13 protein-coding genes and 2 pseudogenes are annotated in these 15,792 nt (G+C 68.1%); 8 read left to right on the forward strand and 7 right to left on the reverse strand.

Features of this window, described 5'->3' with window-relative positions; translation table 11 throughout:
* Positions 1 to 99 precede the first annotated feature (99 nt).
* On the forward strand, positions 100 to 696 hold the full coding sequence (locus FHS42_RS25160; protein WP_184575746.1) for a Uma2 family endonuclease: 597 nt from the start codon (positions 100 to 102) through the stop codon (positions 694 to 696).
* A 71-nt stretch (positions 697 to 767) separates the two neighbouring features.
* Here FHS42_RS25160 and FHS42_RS25165 read toward each other — a convergent pair whose 3' ends face one another.
* Positions 768 to 1,730 (reverse strand): hydrogen peroxide-inducible genes activator, encoded by a 963-nt coding sequence (locus tag FHS42_RS25165; RefSeq protein WP_184575748.1) that lies wholly within the window; start codon positions 1,728 to 1,730, stop codon positions 768 to 770.
* Between the two features lie 232 nt (positions 1,731 to 1,962).
* Here FHS42_RS25165 and FHS42_RS39195 point away from each other — a divergent pair.
* Positions 1,963 to 2,196: pseudogene (locus FHS42_RS39195) on the forward strand (IS110 family transposase); the annotation flags it as partial.
* 136 nt (positions 2,197 to 2,332) lie between these two features.
* On the forward strand, positions 2,333 to 3,646 hold the full coding sequence (locus FHS42_RS25175) for an MFS transporter (RefSeq protein WP_312867030.1): 1,314 nt from the start codon (positions 2,333 to 2,335) through the stop codon (positions 3,644 to 3,646).
* 509 nt (positions 3,647 to 4,155) lie between these two features.
* Here FHS42_RS25175 and FHS42_RS25180 read toward each other — a convergent pair.
* Entirely contained in the window at positions 4,156 to 5,112 is a 957-nt protein-coding gene (locus FHS42_RS25180) for a LysR family transcriptional regulator (protein ID WP_184575752.1), read from the reverse strand.
* A 184-nt stretch (positions 5,113 to 5,296) separates the two neighbouring features.
* Here FHS42_RS25180 and FHS42_RS25185 point away from each other — a divergent pair, with 184 nt between their 5' ends.
* Both FHS42_RS25185 and FHS42_RS25190 read left to right on the forward strand, forming a co-directional pair.
* Positions 5,297 to 6,316 carry a hypothetical protein gene (locus FHS42_RS25185; RefSeq protein WP_184575754.1) on the forward strand — a complete coding sequence of 340 codons (1,020 nt, stop codon included), beginning with the start codon at positions 5,297 to 5,299 and terminating at the stop codon, positions 6,314 to 6,316.
* Entirely contained in the window at positions 6,313 to 6,753 is a 441-nt protein-coding gene (locus tag FHS42_RS25190; protein ID WP_184575756.1) for a hypothetical protein, read from the forward strand. The genes FHS42_RS25185 and FHS42_RS25190 overlap by 4 nt, the downstream gene beginning before the upstream one ends.
* Positions 6,754 to 6,860: 107 nt before the next feature.
* Here FHS42_RS25190 and FHS42_RS25195 read toward each other — a convergent pair.
* Positions 6,861 to 6,941 (reverse strand): annotated as a pseudogene (locus tag FHS42_RS25195) (hypothetical protein); the annotation flags it as partial.
* Between the two features lie 591 nt (positions 6,942 to 7,532).
* Here FHS42_RS25195 and FHS42_RS25200 point away from each other — a divergent pair.
* Entirely contained in the window at positions 7,533 to 8,087 is a 555-nt protein-coding gene (locus FHS42_RS25200) for a peroxiredoxin (protein ID WP_184575758.1), read from the forward strand.
* A 23-nt stretch (positions 8,088 to 8,110) separates the two neighbouring features.
* Positions 8,111 to 8,644 (forward strand): alkyl hydroperoxide reductase, encoded by a 534-nt coding sequence (locus FHS42_RS25205; RefSeq protein WP_184575759.1) that lies wholly within the window; start codon positions 8,111 to 8,113, stop codon positions 8,642 to 8,644.
* A gap of 341 nt (positions 8,645 to 8,985) precedes the next feature.
* Here the strand turns inward: FHS42_RS25205 and FHS42_RS25210 are convergent, their stop codons facing one another.
* The 4 genes from FHS42_RS25210 to FHS42_RS25225 all read right to left on the reverse strand — a co-directional run bounded on the left by FHS42_RS25210 (position 8,986) and on the right by FHS42_RS25225 (position 14,534).
* Positions 8,986 to 10,785 carry an AI-2E family transporter gene (locus FHS42_RS25210; RefSeq protein WP_246495391.1) on the reverse strand — a complete coding sequence of 600 codons (1,800 nt, stop codon included), beginning with the start codon at positions 10,783 to 10,785 and terminating at the stop codon, positions 8,986 to 8,988.
* 121 nt (positions 10,786 to 10,906) lie between these two features.
* On the reverse strand, positions 10,907 to 11,644 hold the full coding sequence (locus FHS42_RS25215) for an aggregation-promoting factor C-terminal-like domain-containing protein (protein WP_446696884.1): 738 nt from the start codon (positions 11,642 to 11,644) through the stop codon (positions 10,907 to 10,909).
* A 423-nt stretch (positions 11,645 to 12,067) separates the two neighbouring features.
* On the reverse strand, positions 12,068 to 13,390 hold the full coding sequence (gene phoH2, locus FHS42_RS25220; protein WP_184575763.1) for an RNA 5'-3' helicase PhoH2: 1,323 nt from the start codon (positions 13,388 to 13,390) through the stop codon (positions 12,068 to 12,070).
* 382 nt (positions 13,391 to 13,772) lie between these two features.
* Positions 13,773 to 14,534 (reverse strand): isoprenyl transferase, encoded by a 762-nt coding sequence (locus FHS42_RS25225; RefSeq protein ID WP_184575765.1) that lies wholly within the window; start codon positions 14,532 to 14,534, stop codon positions 13,773 to 13,775.
* A 174-nt stretch (positions 14,535 to 14,708) separates the two neighbouring features.
* Between FHS42_RS25225 and mgrA the strand changes: the two genes are divergently transcribed.
* A complete protein-coding gene (gene mgrA / locus FHS42_RS25230) occupies positions 14,709 to 15,743 on the forward strand; it encodes an L-glyceraldehyde 3-phosphate reductase (RefSeq protein ID WP_312867031.1) in 1,035 nt (344 codons plus the stop codon).
* Positions 15,744 to 15,792 lie beyond the last annotated feature (49 nt).

The following is a 15,792-nucleotide window of genomic DNA, read 5'->3' on the forward strand; positions in this document are numbered from 1 at the left end:
CCGGAGAGCCGGACGGCCACTCCTGGGGAGCCACAAACGGCAAGCCACCATCAGCCACATCCGGCCCTCCCGGGCCGCCTAACAACTTACGGAGGCACCATGTCTGCCGCAGCGGTTGAACCTCCCTGCGACGGCGCGTCTGACCTGCTTCGCGAGGCCGAGCGACTGACCGCGAAGCTCCCGGGCTACCGTGTCGAGATCATCGGGGGCGAGCTCACCGTGACACCACCACCAGACGGACCGCACGGGGAGGTTCTGACGGATCTCCTGCTCGCCTTCGCCCCTGTGCACCGCGGCCCGACACGTGTCATTCAGGGCATCGGCCTCTGGCTCCCCGACGGGCCTGACGACTACGCCGTCCCGGACCTGTCGGTCGTGGACGCCGACTACCGGGACCACCTGACCGAGGCCAATTGCTACGACCCGGCCGTCTTCCATCTGGTCCTGGAGGTCACCTCGGCCAACTATGGCAACGACCTCCGGAAGAAGGTCGCCGCGTACGCCATCGCCAAGGTGCCGGTGTACGTGATCGTGGACCGCATCCACGATCGCCTGCACCTGCTGCGGAACCCAGTCGCCAACGAGTACGACGAGCACCGCGTTCTCGCCCCGGGCCAGCACGCCACCCTGCCGGTCCCCGCCGGCGCGGAGATCGTCCTCGATGTGGCGGCGGTCCTGGGCGCGGCTCGCCCCTGACGCTTACGTAGCGTCCACCGCGGCCCGTCCGTAAGACCTACGCACCATCCAGCGCAGTCCGGCCCCACCACTCACGCCGCGTCCGCCACCCGCACCGGCAACGAGCGCATCGCCTCCCGTAGTGCCTCCGCGAACACCTCGAACTCCCGTTGCCGCGCCGCGCCCGAGCGCATCGCCAGCGCGACACGCCGCGAGGGCGCCGGGTCGGCGAAGTAGCCGGTCGTGAGCTGGTCGTTGCGCGCAGTCTCGACCCGTAGCGCGGTGCGCGGCAGCAGCGTCACCCCAAGCCCGCCGGCCACGAGCTGCACCAGCGTGGACAGCCCCGCCGCGCTGGTGGTCACCGGCGCCCCATCCACGCGCCCGGCCTCCCGGCAGATGTCGAGCGCCTGGTCCCGCATGCAGTGCCCCTCATCGAGCAGCAGCAGATCCAGCTCCCGCAGCGCCTCGCGGGGCACATCGCCGCGCCCGCCGAGCCAGTGGTCCTTCGGCATCACGAGCACGAAGTCCTCCTCGAACAGCGGCAGTTCGATCACCTGCGGAACGCCCAGAGGCACCGCGAGCAGCAGCAGGTCAAGTCGCCCGTGGGCGAGCCCGTCGAGCAGCGAGCCGGTCTGTTCCTCGTGCACCTGAAGGTCGAGTCGGGGGTAGCGCTCCCGCGTCAACCGCAACACGGTCGGCAGCAGATACGGGGCGACGGTGGGAATCACGCCCAGCCGCAGCACCCCGGTGAACGGCGCCCGCGCCGCCTCCGCCTCTTCCATCAGCTCGCCGACCGCCTCCAGCACCGTACGAGCACGCTCAGCCAACCGCTCCCCCGCCGGTGAGAGCAGCACTTTCCGCGTCGTACGCTCAAGAAGCTGCACATCGAGCGACTCTTCCAACGCGGCAACAGCTCCGGACAGCGCGGGCTGGCTCATGCCGATGGCTGCGGCGGCATCGCGAAAGTGCAGATGTTCGGCCACCGCAACGAAGGCGCGAAGCTGCGCCAGGCTGGGCTGCCGGGGCCTGCTCGCGGACGTAACGGGCGACACCACTGATAACCGCCTCCCATCAGCTGCTCCCAGTTTAGCTATTCCCTCGATCAATGCCTCTTGTTACCTGGTGGGGGCGGTCTGGCCCGCAGAAAATGCCCGGGGCACGCCGGTGATGACGCACCCCAGGGCGGGGAGTAGATGTAGCACTCGGGCCGATCGGCGAGCATCCCGTACTGCCACTTCAGGAGCTTGTCCGTGCGGGAGGAGTCGGTAGGCCGCATCAGGGCGAGGAAGCGGCCAGGTACTGGCCAAACGGCACATCACCAACGATTCGGCCGGCTATCGTCTCCTGCTCGACCTCCTCGCTGAGTACGGCGACAGCGAGAAGAATCCGATCCCCGCGGCGATCTATACCGCCGCGGCACTGCGGACCGACAAGCGGCAGGTCTTGGCTACCCATCCGATGGCCGCCTCCCGCTACCGCGATCGGCACTCCGTATCGCGCAAGAAGTCCGATCCAGGTGACCTTGTCGGCAGGGCAAGTGGAAGGCAGTCCTCCAAGCAGCGCTGGGCGGCAAACACAACAGCTCCATTGTCAGTGCCGTCTGAGACCGTGCGCTGTGTGATCTCAATCCCCAGTTGGACCAAGCCCCGGGTGCTCAGTGTCAGCACCTGACGAGAAGCTGCCGAGCCCGGCCACCACGGCCCAAGAAGTCGTCTCGCACCAACCAACCAGCGAGGTGCGAGACAAGAACCGGCTGCCCCGCTCCTACACGCTGTGGTTGGCCGGAATCCTGGTGTCCCTGGCAGGCAACTCGATCTTCTACTTCGCCCTCGGCTGGGCCGCCAGCGAGCACGGCGGCACGGTTGCAGGACTGACTCTGAGCGCCATCACGCTTCCCCGCGTCCTTCTCCTGCTCATCGGGGGTGCGGTCAGCGACCGATTCAGCGCGCGCCGCGTACTGATCACGGGTGACGCGGCAATGCTGGTCTTCTCTCTCGTCCTAGCCGCGGTCGCCTATCACGCGGGGGCCCCACCCATCCTGCTCATCACAGCGGGCATAGCCGTCGGTGTCGTTGACGCCTTCTACCTACCGGCTTCCGGTTCCATGCCTCGCCGCTTGGTGGAAGAAGATCAGCTTCCTCGCGCTCTATCGCTGCGGCAGATCGGTGGCCAGGTCGTCAACATGGGAGGCGGCCCACTCGGCGGCGTACTCGTCGGCCTCGCCGGATTAGCGGGCGCCGCTCTGGTCAACGCCGCTACCTTCGCTTTTACTCTCCTCGTGCTCGTCGCCGTGCGGTCACGACGCCACGTGCCGCCCTCGGGAACGTCCAGTCTCCTCAAGGACGCCGTGGACGGTGTGCGTGTGGCCTTCTCCCACCCCGTGCTGCGCCCGGGACTGTGCCTCACCGGGGCCGCAGCCGGCCTTCTGCTGCCCGTACTCCCGCTGCTCCTCCCCCTGCTCGCACGCCAAGAGGAGTGGAACGCGGAAGCCACAGGGCTCGTGATAGCAGCGCAAGGGGTTGGCATGGTGGCTGTCACCGCGGTTGTCGTAAAGCGTGGTCCGCTGGGCCGACCAGGGCTTTTGTCGGCAGGCGCGCTGGCGCTTGCCGGGCTGGGGGTACTCGCACTCGCACTCGCCCCCGGTGTGGCGGAAGCGACAGCCGCCGCCCTGGTCATCGGCATGGGAAACGGCATGTTCTCTGCTCATATTGCACCGCTGATCCTCACAGCAACTCCTGGCAGCCACCTGTCCCGTGTGCAGGCCGTACTCGTACTCGTACAGAGCCTTGCTCTGCTACTCATGAACAACCTGCTCGGCACGCTTGCCGACCTCGAAGGTCCGACAGTCGTAACTGTCGCCTGCGCCACCATGCTCGTCGGCACCGGGCTGCTGGGGTTGGCCTCAGGACCGCTCCGCAGGGACCGGACCGGTCTTGCACCCCGGTGGGAAACGAGCACTTCGAACACCTGACGCACTGAAACGCGGGCGTCTTCCGGCAGACAGCTCGCCCTCGCAGCGGGGCGGGACCATGACGTCCATCTCCATCCATGCCTCGATTAGGGCCTGGCCGCCCAGCCGGCCGGGATCAGCGCGCCAAACACCGCGATCACGACCCCGTCCAGCCCCAGCAGGTAGCCGCCGCTAGCCGTACTCGAAAGACAGCTTGCCCGTTCCTCGTCCCTGGCTAGTACCTCAGCTGTAGACCGTGCTCTTGCTGGTCGGAGCCGGTGCGGAGACGGGTGCGGCCACCGTTGGCTGCACGGCCTCGCGCACCGGCTCGGCTGGTCCGGCTGGCGACGCCGCCACCCAGCACGAGCACAGGCCAGCCATTACCGCCGCCGAGCCGCAGCCCGGGCATGAGGATCACGATCTACAGTTGGAGTACCAGCGGTACAACTCCTCTGCCCCATCGTGCGATTGCCTCATACACGCGGCGCCTCCCGCCTCGTGAAGTGCGGACCGCCTGACGTGCAGCCCGGTCAGCGAGGTGGCCAGGCCGCGGCTGCGGCATGGCGAATCGCGGCGACGGCTGGGCGGTCGCGGTGTGCAGCCGCCCAAGCGAGGGCCGAGGTGCTGGGCGGCAGGTCGATGACGTCGATGTAGCACACTCCGGGGCGAGGGAAGAAGTCGCGTGCTGCGGCCGGCAGAAACGCCATGGCCACGCCTTCCGCGACGACGTGCAGCAGAGCCTCCATATCGGACACGACCGGTCCGTAGCGGACGGGCGAGCCGTCCGGGCGGGGATCAACAGCCCAGAAGTTCCACCACACGCGCGGTAGTTCCCCGGGTAGGTCCACGACCGGGCGGCCGGCGAGGTCAGCCAGGGCGATCTCCGACCGGGAGGCCAGCGGGTCGCCGGCGGGCAGACAGGCCAGGCGCGGTGTGGTGGCAAGGTGCTGGGTCTGGATGCCCGGAGGAACCGGCGGGCGGAGAAAAGCCACATCCACCACACCGTCGAGCAGTTCCCGCATGTGGTCCGCGATGTGCTGGTTGTGCAGCTCCACGGTGAGTTCGGGGTGCCGAGATCTCAGCTCAGCCAGGACGGCACGCGCGTGCCGCATCGACGACTCGGCACCGATGGACCCGATGACGAGCCGCCCGGTGAGCTCGCCGTGTTGTGCGTCCGCGGACCTGCGCAGCCGTTCCATCGCCTCGACGACCTCGCGAACCCCCGGCAGGAGCGCCCGGCACGCTGCAGTGGGCTCCACGGTGCGGCTGGTCCGCACGAACAGCCCTACTCCCAGCCGCCGTTCGAGTACGGCGACCTGCCGACTGAGTGCTGGCTGTGTGATGAACAGCCGGGCCGCCGCCCTGCCGAAGTGCAGCTCCTCCGCGACCGCAAGAAGCAGCCGCAGCTGATGCACCGTCGGCTCCGAGCGGGGTGAGGGGACGGGAGGCAGGTCCCTCCCACCGGCTTCGTCCTTCGGGTCCGTCATAACCAGAAGTCTATGGATCGCGCGCAGCTTGACATCGGCGAATCGTGGTGGCGAAGCCCGCTACCAGCAAGGATCTAACACAGAGAACCGAGCGTGCCGCAGCGCGGTTCGTCCCGCATCGGCACAGCCGAACAGGAACGGTCATGGCTGCCAAGAAAACAACCTTCGCAGGAGAGGGAGCGCCGTGCCCGAAGGGTTGAAAGGAAGGAGCACCAGGCGGCACCGCGTCACCGCCGCCATGCTCGGCAGCATCGTCCTTGCCGGTGTGGTTGCTGTCCATGTGGCGGGCGACTCCCCACAGCGAGACGCCTCTCCTGCTTCCGGCTCCCGACCGGTGCCAGTTTCCGAGGCTCACCCGCTGTCGGCCGAGGAGAAGACGGTTCTGCATGCGGCGGAGCAGGTCCTGCTCCGTGACTGCATGCGCAGACAAGGGTTCAAGTACCAGGTGACGAGCGAGAATCCGCTTCCCGAAGCACGGGAGTTCCCGTACGTCGTCGATGACCTGGCGTGGGCGGCTGAGCACGGATACGGGAGCGGGTTGCAGCGAGCGTTGGAAAAGATCAAAGAGAACGACCCCAACCAACGCTACTTCCGCAGCCTGCCACCCGAGCGCAGGACCGCCGCGCTCACCGCCGCCAACGGCCCGCGTCCGAAGGGCCTGACCGCCAGGTCGCCGGACGGAATGGTGCTCAGTCGCAGCGACCAAGGCTGCCAGTCGGAGGCGGAGCGCACTCTGTACGGCGACCTCAAGGGATGGTTCCAAACACAGGTGACAGTCGATTCGTTGCCCGGCCTGCGCCACCAACGCGTCCGCGCAGACCGCCGCTTCACTACGGCAGTGCGCAAGTGGAGCGGGTGCATGCATACCGCCGGGCACCCCTACGCCACACCCGACAATGCGCGCGCGGCGCTGACGTCATCTGCGCCGCGCCAGCCGGCTCCGTCGCACCAGGAAGTCCGCCTTGCTCTCGCGGAGGCACGCTGCGCAGCCGAATCGGGTTTCAGCAAAACCATTGCGGGACTGGACAGGCACTACGAGAAGGAACTGCGCCGGCAGTACCGGACCGCGGTCCATACCAGCGCTCAATTGCAGCTGGGCGCTCTCCCCAGGGCCCGCAAGATCACCGCAGGGAAGGCAACACACGCAGGGGTTGCTCAGCGAACCCCACGCGAGGCAGCAACACCACCGAAGGAGACACCTTGAACGCGAAACGCATACTGCTGGCCGCTACGGCTCTGGCCGCCGTCACGATCACCACGGCCCCGACGGCCCAAGCCACCCCGGCACCGCAGCGCACTTCCGCAGCGGAACCGGCCCCGACCACCGCCCACGCCACGGGAATTTTGCACCTCTGGGAAGAGACTGGATACCAGTCCTGGTGCGCCGACTACGACGGCCACTCATCCGACTGGGGAGACTGCCGCAACAAGGTGTCTTCCCTCCACAACAACGGATATCCCGGCAACCTCGACGATGTCTACGTGTACTGGGGCCGAAACCACTCAGGTGCCCGGCGTGGAATTTACAACGGTGTAGCCATCTCGAACCTTTACGACTGGCGCTATGAGAATGCCGGCTCGGGAGCCAACGAGCGACTGGACAACAACATCGCCTCGCATCGCTGGGTCAATCTGCCCTAATAGTCCCGCTGTAGACCGTGGGCTTGCTGGTCGGGGTCGGTGCGAAGACGGGTGCGGTCACCGTTGCTCATCGTGAGCCGTGTGGACTTACGAAGAGACGGTGGCCGCACCCGGCCGGCGGTGCCGGTGTACTGGCGGTGGACCCCGACGGTGCGGGTGCCCTTCTTCACGTCGCCGGTCTCGTCAACGGCTCGCCACGTAGGGCACACACGCCCCCTGTCACGATGTACCACCCCGCTTGCCGTGCAGGATCTTCGCTGTGCTGACAGTTTGTTTTTGCTCATGGCCTATTGGGGAATCTGGTAACCCGACCCAGGAAATTGTAATGAATCGATGACGCCACATCATCAGAAGTTCGCGCTGGTCAAGAATTGGTGTAGATCCGCCGCTCACCATGGGTTTTCCACTGCATCGGTTGCCTCTCTGCCACGTCTCGTCAGCACCTCAGATAAGCAGGGATCGCGACCGCCATCATCCCGGGCTACCCGCCTTGGCGTAGATTGCGACATCCCCCCGGCCGCGGCCACGGGGCGGGGCCACGGGCGTAGCGCACGCGGGGGCGCCAACGGCTCGGCCCCCGTAGCCGGCGAGGGTGGGTCGCTAGGCATGGGCTGCCGCGTACGTGCAGCGGGGACAGCGAAGCCCGCGAGCGGCGCCGCTACCCACCCGGACTGATCAGGATTACCTATCAGCGAACGCCGTCGAGCCTATTTCCCTGATCAATGCCCCCCATGCCAAGGTGATCACGTCCAGCCCATCCCGATCCAAGGGAGACCCTCGTGCTCACTGTTGGTGACAAGTTCCCCGAGTTCGACCTGACCGCCTGTGTGGACCTGGACGCGGACAAGGCGTTCACCCAGATCGACCACAAGACCTACGAGGGCAAGTGGAAGGTCGTCTTCTTCTGGCCCAAGGACTTCACGTTCGTGTGCCCCACCGAGATCGCCGCCTTCGGCAAGCTGAACAGCGAGTTCGCCGACCGTGACGCGCAGATCCTGGGCGTTTCCGGTGACTCCGAGTTCGTGCACCACGCCTGGCGCAAGGACCACGCCGACCTGCGCGACCTGCCCTTCCCGATGCTGGCCGACTCCAAGCACGACCTGATGCGCGCCTGCGGCGTCGAGGGTGCTGACGGCTTCGCCCAGCGTGCCGTCTTCATCGTGGACCAGAACAACGAGATCCAGTTCACCATGGTGACCGCTGGTTCCGTGGGCCGTAACCCCAAGGAGGTCCTGCGGGTCCTCGACGCCCTACAGACCGACGAGCTGTGCCCGTGCAACTGGAGCCAGGGCGACGAGACCCTTGACCCGGTCGCGCTCCTCGCGGGCGAGTGAACGAACGAGACTGAGGAACACCCGTGGCACTCGATGAACTGAAGTCCGCCGTACCGAACTACGCCAAGGACCTGAAGCTGAACCTCGGTTCGGTGATCGGCAACTCCAACCTGCCGCAGCAGCAGCTGTGGGGCACGGTGCTCGCCTGCGCCATCGCCTCCCGTTCGCCGCGCGTCCTGCGGGAGTTGGAGCCGGAGGCCAAGGCCAACCTGTCCCCCGAGGCGTACACCGCGGCCAAGTCGGCCGCCGCCATCATGGCGATGAACAACGTCTACTACCGCACCCGGCACTTGCTGTCGGACCCGGAGTACGGCAACCTGCGCGCGGGCCTGCGGATGAACGTCATCGGCAACCCGGGCGTGGACAAAATCGACTTCGAGCTCTGGTCGCTCGCGGTCTCCGCGATCAACGGCTGCGGCATGTGCCTGGACTCGCACGAGCAGGTGCTCCGCAAGGCCGGCGTGGACCGAGAGACGATCCAGGAAGCATTCAAGATCGCCTCCGTGCTCCAGGCGGTTGGCGCCACGCTCGACGCCGAGGCCATCCTGGCCGAATAGGCCGAATAGGCCGGCAAGCACGGCGAGTTGGCGCGGCGCACGCCGCTGGTACGCACGCGCCACCCCGCCTCACGAGCCCAGCATCACAAGCCCCGCGGACAGTTCGCTGTCCGCGGGGCTTTCGGCTGCCCTCGGGGTTCGCCGGCTGCCCGGACTGCCGTGGCCCGGGCCTCGCCCGTGTACGGCTCCCCTCGGGGCCCGGGGCCCATCGCGTGCGGGAGGCCGTGAACGTACGAAGGCCAACCCTTTCGCGTACGGGCCTCCAGCGGGCCTCCAGTGGAACGGCGGCGGGCCCCCGCCGTTGGTCGGCGAGGGCCCGGGACGAGCGCGGCAGCGAGCCGTCAGTCGCCTGCCGGTGAGCCCTTGCCCGGCGAGTCCGGCGAGTCCGGCGAGCCCGGCGAGTCCGGCGAGCCCTTTTCCGGTGCGGCCGGCGGCGGGCCCGGCGCCTCGGGAGGAGTCGGCGGGGCCACCGAGGCGGGTGGCCCGGCCTCGGCCGATGCGGGCGCCGACGCCGATGCGGGCGCAGACGTAGGCGCAGGCGTGGGCGCAGGCGTGGGATGCGGGTGTGTCGAAGCGGCCGGGGGCGCGGGGTTGCTGACCGGCGCCACCTCGACCACCGTCGCGCCGTGCGGCCCCGGCGTCTGACGTAGCGCGTGTTCCTTGGCGTGTGCCCGCAGATAGCCGACCACCGTGTTGGTGACGGCCACCAGCGGCACGGCGACCACCGCGCCACCGATCCCCGCGATCAGCGACCCGGCGGCGACCGAGAGCACCACGGCCAGTGGGTGTACCCGTACCGCCCGGCCCAAAATGAACGGTTGCAGCACATGGCCCTCGATCTGCTGCACCGCCAGGACCACGAGCAGCACCATGGCCGCCGTGAAGACGTCCTGGGTCACCAGCGCCACCACGACCGCGAGCGCGCCCGAGACGACGGCCCCGATCAGGGGGATGAAGGCGAACAGGAAGATGAAGACGGCCAGCGGCACCGCCATCGGCACATCGAGGAAGAAGATGCCGACGCCGATGAAGATGGCATCGATCAGAGCCACTATGACCGTGCCCCGCACATAGCCGGTGAGGGTGCGCCAGGCACGCGGCCCCGCTCCGGCGACGCCCTCCCGGGCGGATGCGGGGAACAGCTTGAGGACCCAGTTCCAAATCTTCGGCCCGTCGTAGAGCAGGAACAGGGTGCTGAACATGGCGAGCATGATGCCGGTCAGCAGTTCGACGATGAAGGTCACGCCTTCGAGGCCCGCCGAGGTGATTTCCTCGGTGTTGTCCCCGACCGACTCGCGCAAGTTCTTGGCGATGTCGTTGATCTGGTCTTCGGTTACATGGAACGGGCTGTTCAGCAGCCAGCGGCGTAGCTCGTCGATGCCGTCTTGGACCCGGTCGGAGAGCGAGTCCAAGTTCTCCATCACCTGCCAGACCACGAACCAGCCCACCAGGCCCATGATGACGAAGCCGGCGATAAAGACGATGGCGGTGGCCAGACCGCGGGGCACGCCTCGACGGCGGAGGCGGGAGACCGTTGGCTCCAGGAGTGCCGTGATCAGCAGCGCCGCCACGAAGGCGAGGACGACGAGTTGCACCGCGCTGATGACGCGCATCAGCACCCAGACCGTGCCCGCGAGGACCAGCAACCGCCACCCGACCTCGGCAGCGACCCGTACCCCCCAGGGGACGGCGGCCACCGGGTCGGGGCGGGGCGCTATGGCCGGCGCGTACAGCGGGGGCGCGGGTACGGCGGGTGTCTGCGAGGCTTCCGCCGCCTGCGAGCTCCCAGCGCCGCCCTGTCCGCCGACTGACGCGGCGGCCTGGGGCGCCCCGGCGAGAGCGGGCGCGGAAGCAGGCACCGAAGCGGACGCGACCGGCTGCGGGCTGGGATGGGCCTGATCCGCAGCGCCGGGGGCGCGCGCGGCGGCGCCGGGTGGGGAGTGCCCCGGCGCGCGCGCCCGCCCGGCGTCGGGGGTGTCGGGCGCGCCGGGTCCTGGCGTACCCGGGTCGAACGTACGTATGGCATCGCGTGGCTCGTCGGGATCGGCCGCTTCCGCAGCGTCCCGTTTCGCGTCGAGCCGCTCAGCGAGCCGGGTCAGGCCGGCGCCGAGACCGCCGACCCACCGTGGCAATCTGGACATCTTTCTTTTCCTACCCCCACTCCCCAAGGCCGTCCGGGACGACGTTACACACACAAAGCCCCCGACCGGCGACGGTCGGGGGCTTCGGGAGTTGCATGATCCTGGAAGGGGACCTGCCGTCCTAGTACCAGGAGTTGGCCTGCCAGAACGCCCAGGCGCCACAGGGGCTGTCGTACTTCTCGTTCATGTAGCCCAGGCCCCACTTGATCTGTGTGGCCGGGTTGGTCTGCCAGTCGGCACCCGCGGAGGACATCTTGGACGCGGGAAGCGCCTGCACCAGGCCGTACGCGCCCGAGGAAGGGTTGGAGGCCTTGTAGTTCCAGGTGCTCTCGTGGTTCACGATGTTGCTGAAGCACTGGAACTGGTCTGCCGGCACCATTTGACGCGCGATCGCCTGCACATCGGCGACCGAGTACGAGCTCTTCGGGGCAAGGGAACTGGGGCTGGAGTCGCGCTCAGCGGAGCGACTGGCGGTCTGCTCCTTCTCCTTCTCCCGCTCCTTGGCGGCCTTCTTCTCCGCCTCGGCTTTTTCCTTGTCCTTCTTGGCCTGTTCAGCGGCGGACTTCTTGGCCGACGCGTCCTTGGCCGCCTGCTTGCGGGCTGCTTCCTCGGCGGACTTCTTGGCCTCCGCGTCGGCGGCGGTGGACTGGGCGGCTGCCTGCTGCGTCAGGGACGCGGTCTGCGCCTGGGCCTGGTGCCCGGCGGGAATCTCCGCGAGGAGGGTCGCGTCGGCTGCGACGGTCTCGACCGGTTCAGTCGAGCTCTTGTCGCTGCCTGCGGCGACGCCAACGACGGCGCCAACGGTGGTGACCGCGGTGGCCGAGGCCACTGCGAATCCCCGGACCGAGATCCGGCTCACACGGTTTCCTTCCAGCCTCGCCCACATAGGTGACCTCGCGGGCGCCAATCGTGTCCCCTTACCGCTGTCCTCCCCTTGTTCCGGCCCCGATGGTGCTGGGAACGGCTGGTCACGGGAGGCACTGGCCCGGTGCGCCCTTCGCGAAGGTGCGCGTGGTGCTCGGGCGGCATACGGCTCACGCTGTTTAGTTCTGGTGCTCATGTGGTGCCACAACGCTGGGGTTGTGGTTGTGCCGTATGCGGGGCCTGACAGGACCCACACCCTGCCGGAGCCACGCCGCGGACGCAATTCTCCGCTACGTGGTAAAGCTCACACGGCGTTTGGCGGCACCTATTCGAGGAAACGCAAGCATGACAAGACGCCGCGCGGCTAAGCTCCTCGGCTTTGCCGCGCGGCGTGGTGGTCACAGGGTGACGAGAGGGACTAAACCCGCCCCTCCTCCAGCATCTCGGTCACCAGGGCAGCAATGGGCGAGCGCTCCGAACGGGTGAGCGTGACATGCGCGAAGAGCGGATGCCCCTTCAGCTTCTCGACCACGGCGACCACTCCGTCGTACCGGCCAACCCGTAGGTTGTCGCGTTGCGCCACATCGTGGGTGAGTACGACACGCGAGTTGGCCCCGATCCGCGAAAGAACGGTCAGCAGAACGTTCCGTTCGAGTGATTGCGCCTCATCGACAATCACAAAAGCGTCATGCAGCGAGCGGCCCCGAATGTGCGTGAGCGGCAGCACTTCCAGCATGCCTCTGCCCACGATCTCCTCAATGACCTCTGCCGAGGTGACGGCTGACAGGGTGTCGAAGACCGCCTGAGCCCAAGGGCTCATCTTCTCGGCCTCGCTGCCCGGCAGATAGCCGAGCTCCTGCCCGCCCACCGCGTACAGCGGGCGGAAGATCATCACCTTGCGGTGCTGACGTCTCTCCAAGACGGCCTCAAGCCCGGCGCACAGCGCAAGCGCCGATTTGCCCGTGCCGGCCCGGCCGCCCATCGACATGATGCCGACCTCCGGGTCGAGCAACAGGTCAAGTGCGATCCGCTGCTCGGCGCTGCGCCCGTGGATGCCGAACGCTTCCCGGTCGCCGCGCACCAGCCGTACCCCACCGTCCGCGGCGACTCGGCCAAGGGCCTTGCCGCGCGTCGACTGGAGCACGAGGCCGGTGTGGACGGGCAGTTCCGCCGCCTCGGGCAGATACGCGGTCTCGGCGGCGAACAACTCGTCCACCTGGTCCGGGGGCACGGTCAGCTCGGCCATGCCGGTCCAGCCCGAGTCCGTAATCGCCAGCTCTGCCCGATACTCCTCCGCCAGCAGGCCCACCGCTGACGCCTTGATGCGCAGCGGAAGGTCCTTGGAGACGACAGTGACGTCGTACCCCTCGGCCTGGAGGTTTCGGGCGACGGCCAGGATGCGGGAATCGTTGTCCCCGAGTCGGAAGCCCGCCGGAAGGATGCCCGGGTCGGAGTGGTTGAGCTCGACGCGCAGTGTGCCGCCGAGTTCTCCGATCGGGATCGGCGCGTCGAGCCTGCCGAAGCGGATGCGGTAATCGTCCAGCAGACGCAGCGCCTGGCGGGCGAAATAGCCCAGCTCGGGATGAGCCCGCTTGGCCTCAAGTTCCGTGACCACGACGACGGGTAGCACAACTTCGTGCTCGTCGAAACGGGCCATGGCGCCTGGGTCGGCCAACAGGACGCTGGTGTCGAGGACATAGGTGCGCCGGTCGTGCTCGCGGCGTTTCTTGCTGGTCACCACGGGTGGACGAACCCCCTCGGGAGAGGTTGGGGTGCGACGGCGTCGCGGGAGTGGGATGTCCCTGACGACGGCGGGGCGAGCGCCCCGTCCGGCAGCACGGGACGGGCCGGGCTCGGACCCTGCGGGGACCGTGCTTGGGCCCTCCGCGACAGCCGTCCGCGACATGGTGGCGAAAGCCGGGGCTGCGCCATCCCGTTGGGACGGTCATCCTGGTGCAAGGGGCCTCCCGGGCGGGCGGCCCCATGCCGCCCGCTGGCATTCCGGCGCCCCAAGGGTGGGCCGCCGACGTGTCAGGGATATTCCCGCCAAGTGGTCGGCCCATGCCCCGGCATATGACAACGTCGGCGTTTCGTCGTCTGCCGTTCCCTGCCGTTACCTCGCGTTAACCGCCGTATCGCCGGTGTCGTGCCGCGTAGTCACGCAGCGCTCGCAAGAAGTCAACCTTGCGGAACGCGGGCCAAAAGACCTCGCAGAAGTAGTACTCGGAGTGCGCGCTCTGCCAGAGCATGAAGCCGGACAGGCGCTGCTCGCCGCTGGTGCGGATGACCAGGTCGGGGTCGGGTTGGCCGCGGGTGTAGAGGTGTTCGGCGATCGACTCGACGTCCACGATCTCGGCCAGCTCCTCGAACGTGGTGCCCCGGCTGGCGTGATCGAGCAACAGCGAACGCACCGCGTCCGCGATCTCCTGCCGCCCGCCGTAGCCGACGGCGACGTTGACGAGTATGTCGCTCGCATGCCGGGTGGCTTCCTCGGCCTCCTTCATCACCCGCTGCGTTTCCGGCGGCAGCAGGTCGAGGGTGCCGACGTGGTGGACACGCCAGCGGCCATCGGCGGCGAGATCACGCACGGCGCCCTCGATGATGCGCAGCAGCGGCAGCAGCTGATCATCAGGGCGGTTGAGGTTGTCCGTGGACAGCATCCACAGCGTGACGACCTTGACGTCGGTTTCGGTACACCAGCCGAGCAGTTCGCGGATCTTGTTGGCTCCCGCGATGTGCCCCTCGGCCGTGGTGCCGCCGGCGGCGCGCGCCCAGCGCCTGTTGCCGTCGAGGATGACGCCGATGTGCTTGGGCACCTGGTCGTGATCGAGGCGCCATTCCACCCGGCGTGCGTAGAGCCCGTACACCAGGTCGCGCAGATTCACGTTTTCCAGCCCTCCATGCCGCGGCCTGCCCATCCGTGGGGCCGCTCCAAGGGCAGCCACCCTACTGCCGCCGCGGGGGTAGCGCGAAGCTGGGCCGGTCACGTGCGTATAGCGTCGGTGGGGACAGCCCCCGGACCCGGGAAGCGACCACGCGAAGCCGGAACAGGAACCTCCGTGAACGACAACTCCCCACACCGTGCCGCCGACGACCGCTACGACTCCATGGAGTACCGGCGAACCGGCCACAGCGGCCTCAAACTGCCCGCGATCTCCCTCGGCCTATGGCACAACTTCGGTGATGACCGCGGCCTGGAGTCCCAGCGCGCCATTTTGCGCCGCGCATTCGACCTCGGCGTCACCCACTTCGATCTGGCCAACAACTACGGCCCGCCGCCCGGCGCGGCCGAACGGAACTTCGGCACGATCTTCGCGCAAGACTTCCGCCCGTACCGGGACGAGATGATCCTGTCCACCAAGGCGGGCTACCTGATGCACCCGGGGCCCTACGGGGAGTGGGGTTCGCGCAAGTACCTGCTGTCCTCGCTCGACGCGTCGCTGCGGCGCATGGGCGTCGATTACGTGGACATCTTCTACTCCCACCGCTACGACCCCGACACGCCTCTTGCCGAGACGATGGGTGCGCTGGCGTCCGCCGTCCAGCAGGGCAAGGCGCTGTACGCGGGCGTGTCCTCGTACAACGCGGAGCAGACCGCGCAGGCGGCCGGACTGCTGCGCGACATGGGTGTTCCCGCGCTGATCCACCAGCCCTCGTACTCGATGATCAACCGGTGGACCGAGGACAACGCGCTGCTCGACACGCTGGAAGCGGAGGGGATGGGCTGCATCGCCTTCGCTCCGTTGGCGCAGGGTCTGCTGACCGATAAGTACCTGCACGGCATCCCGGAGGGCTCGCGCGCCGCGCAGGGCAAGTCGCTCCAGCCGGAGCTGCTGACCGACGAGGTGGTACGGCGGCTGCGGGGGCTGAACGAGCTCGCGGCGCGGCGTGGCCAGTCGCTGGCTCAGCTCGCGCTGGGCTGGGTGCTGCGGGACCCGCGCATGACCTCGGCGCTGATCGGCGCGTCGAGCGTGCGCCAGCTTGAGGCCAATGTGGCGGCGCTGGGTGCCCCGCCGCTGACCGCGCAGGAGCTGGTGGAGATCGACACGTACGCACAGAGCACTGAGGGCGTGAACATCTGGGCGCGCCGCTAGGCCGTAGCGGCGCATCGGCGTACCGGGCTTGCCCGTGTTCGGCGCCGGG

Origin of the sequence: Streptomyces zagrosensis (genome assembly GCF_014203645.1) — a bacterium.
GTDB lineage: Bacteria > Actinomycetota > Actinomycetes > Streptomycetales > Streptomycetaceae > Streptomyces > Streptomyces zagrosensis.

Coding starts and splice junctions, on each gene's coding strand:
- FHS42_RS25160 (WP_184575746.1), top strand. CDS start 100: ATGTCTGCCGCAGCGGTTGAACCTCCCTGCGACGGCGCGTCTGACCTG.
- FHS42_RS25180 (WP_184575752.1), bottom strand. CDS start 5,112: ATGACGGACCCGAAGGACGAAGCCGGTGGGAGGGACCTGCCTCCCGTC.
- FHS42_RS25210 (WP_246495391.1), bottom strand. CDS start 10,785: ATGTCCAGATTGCCACGGTGGGTCGGCGGTCTCGGCGCCGGCCTGACC.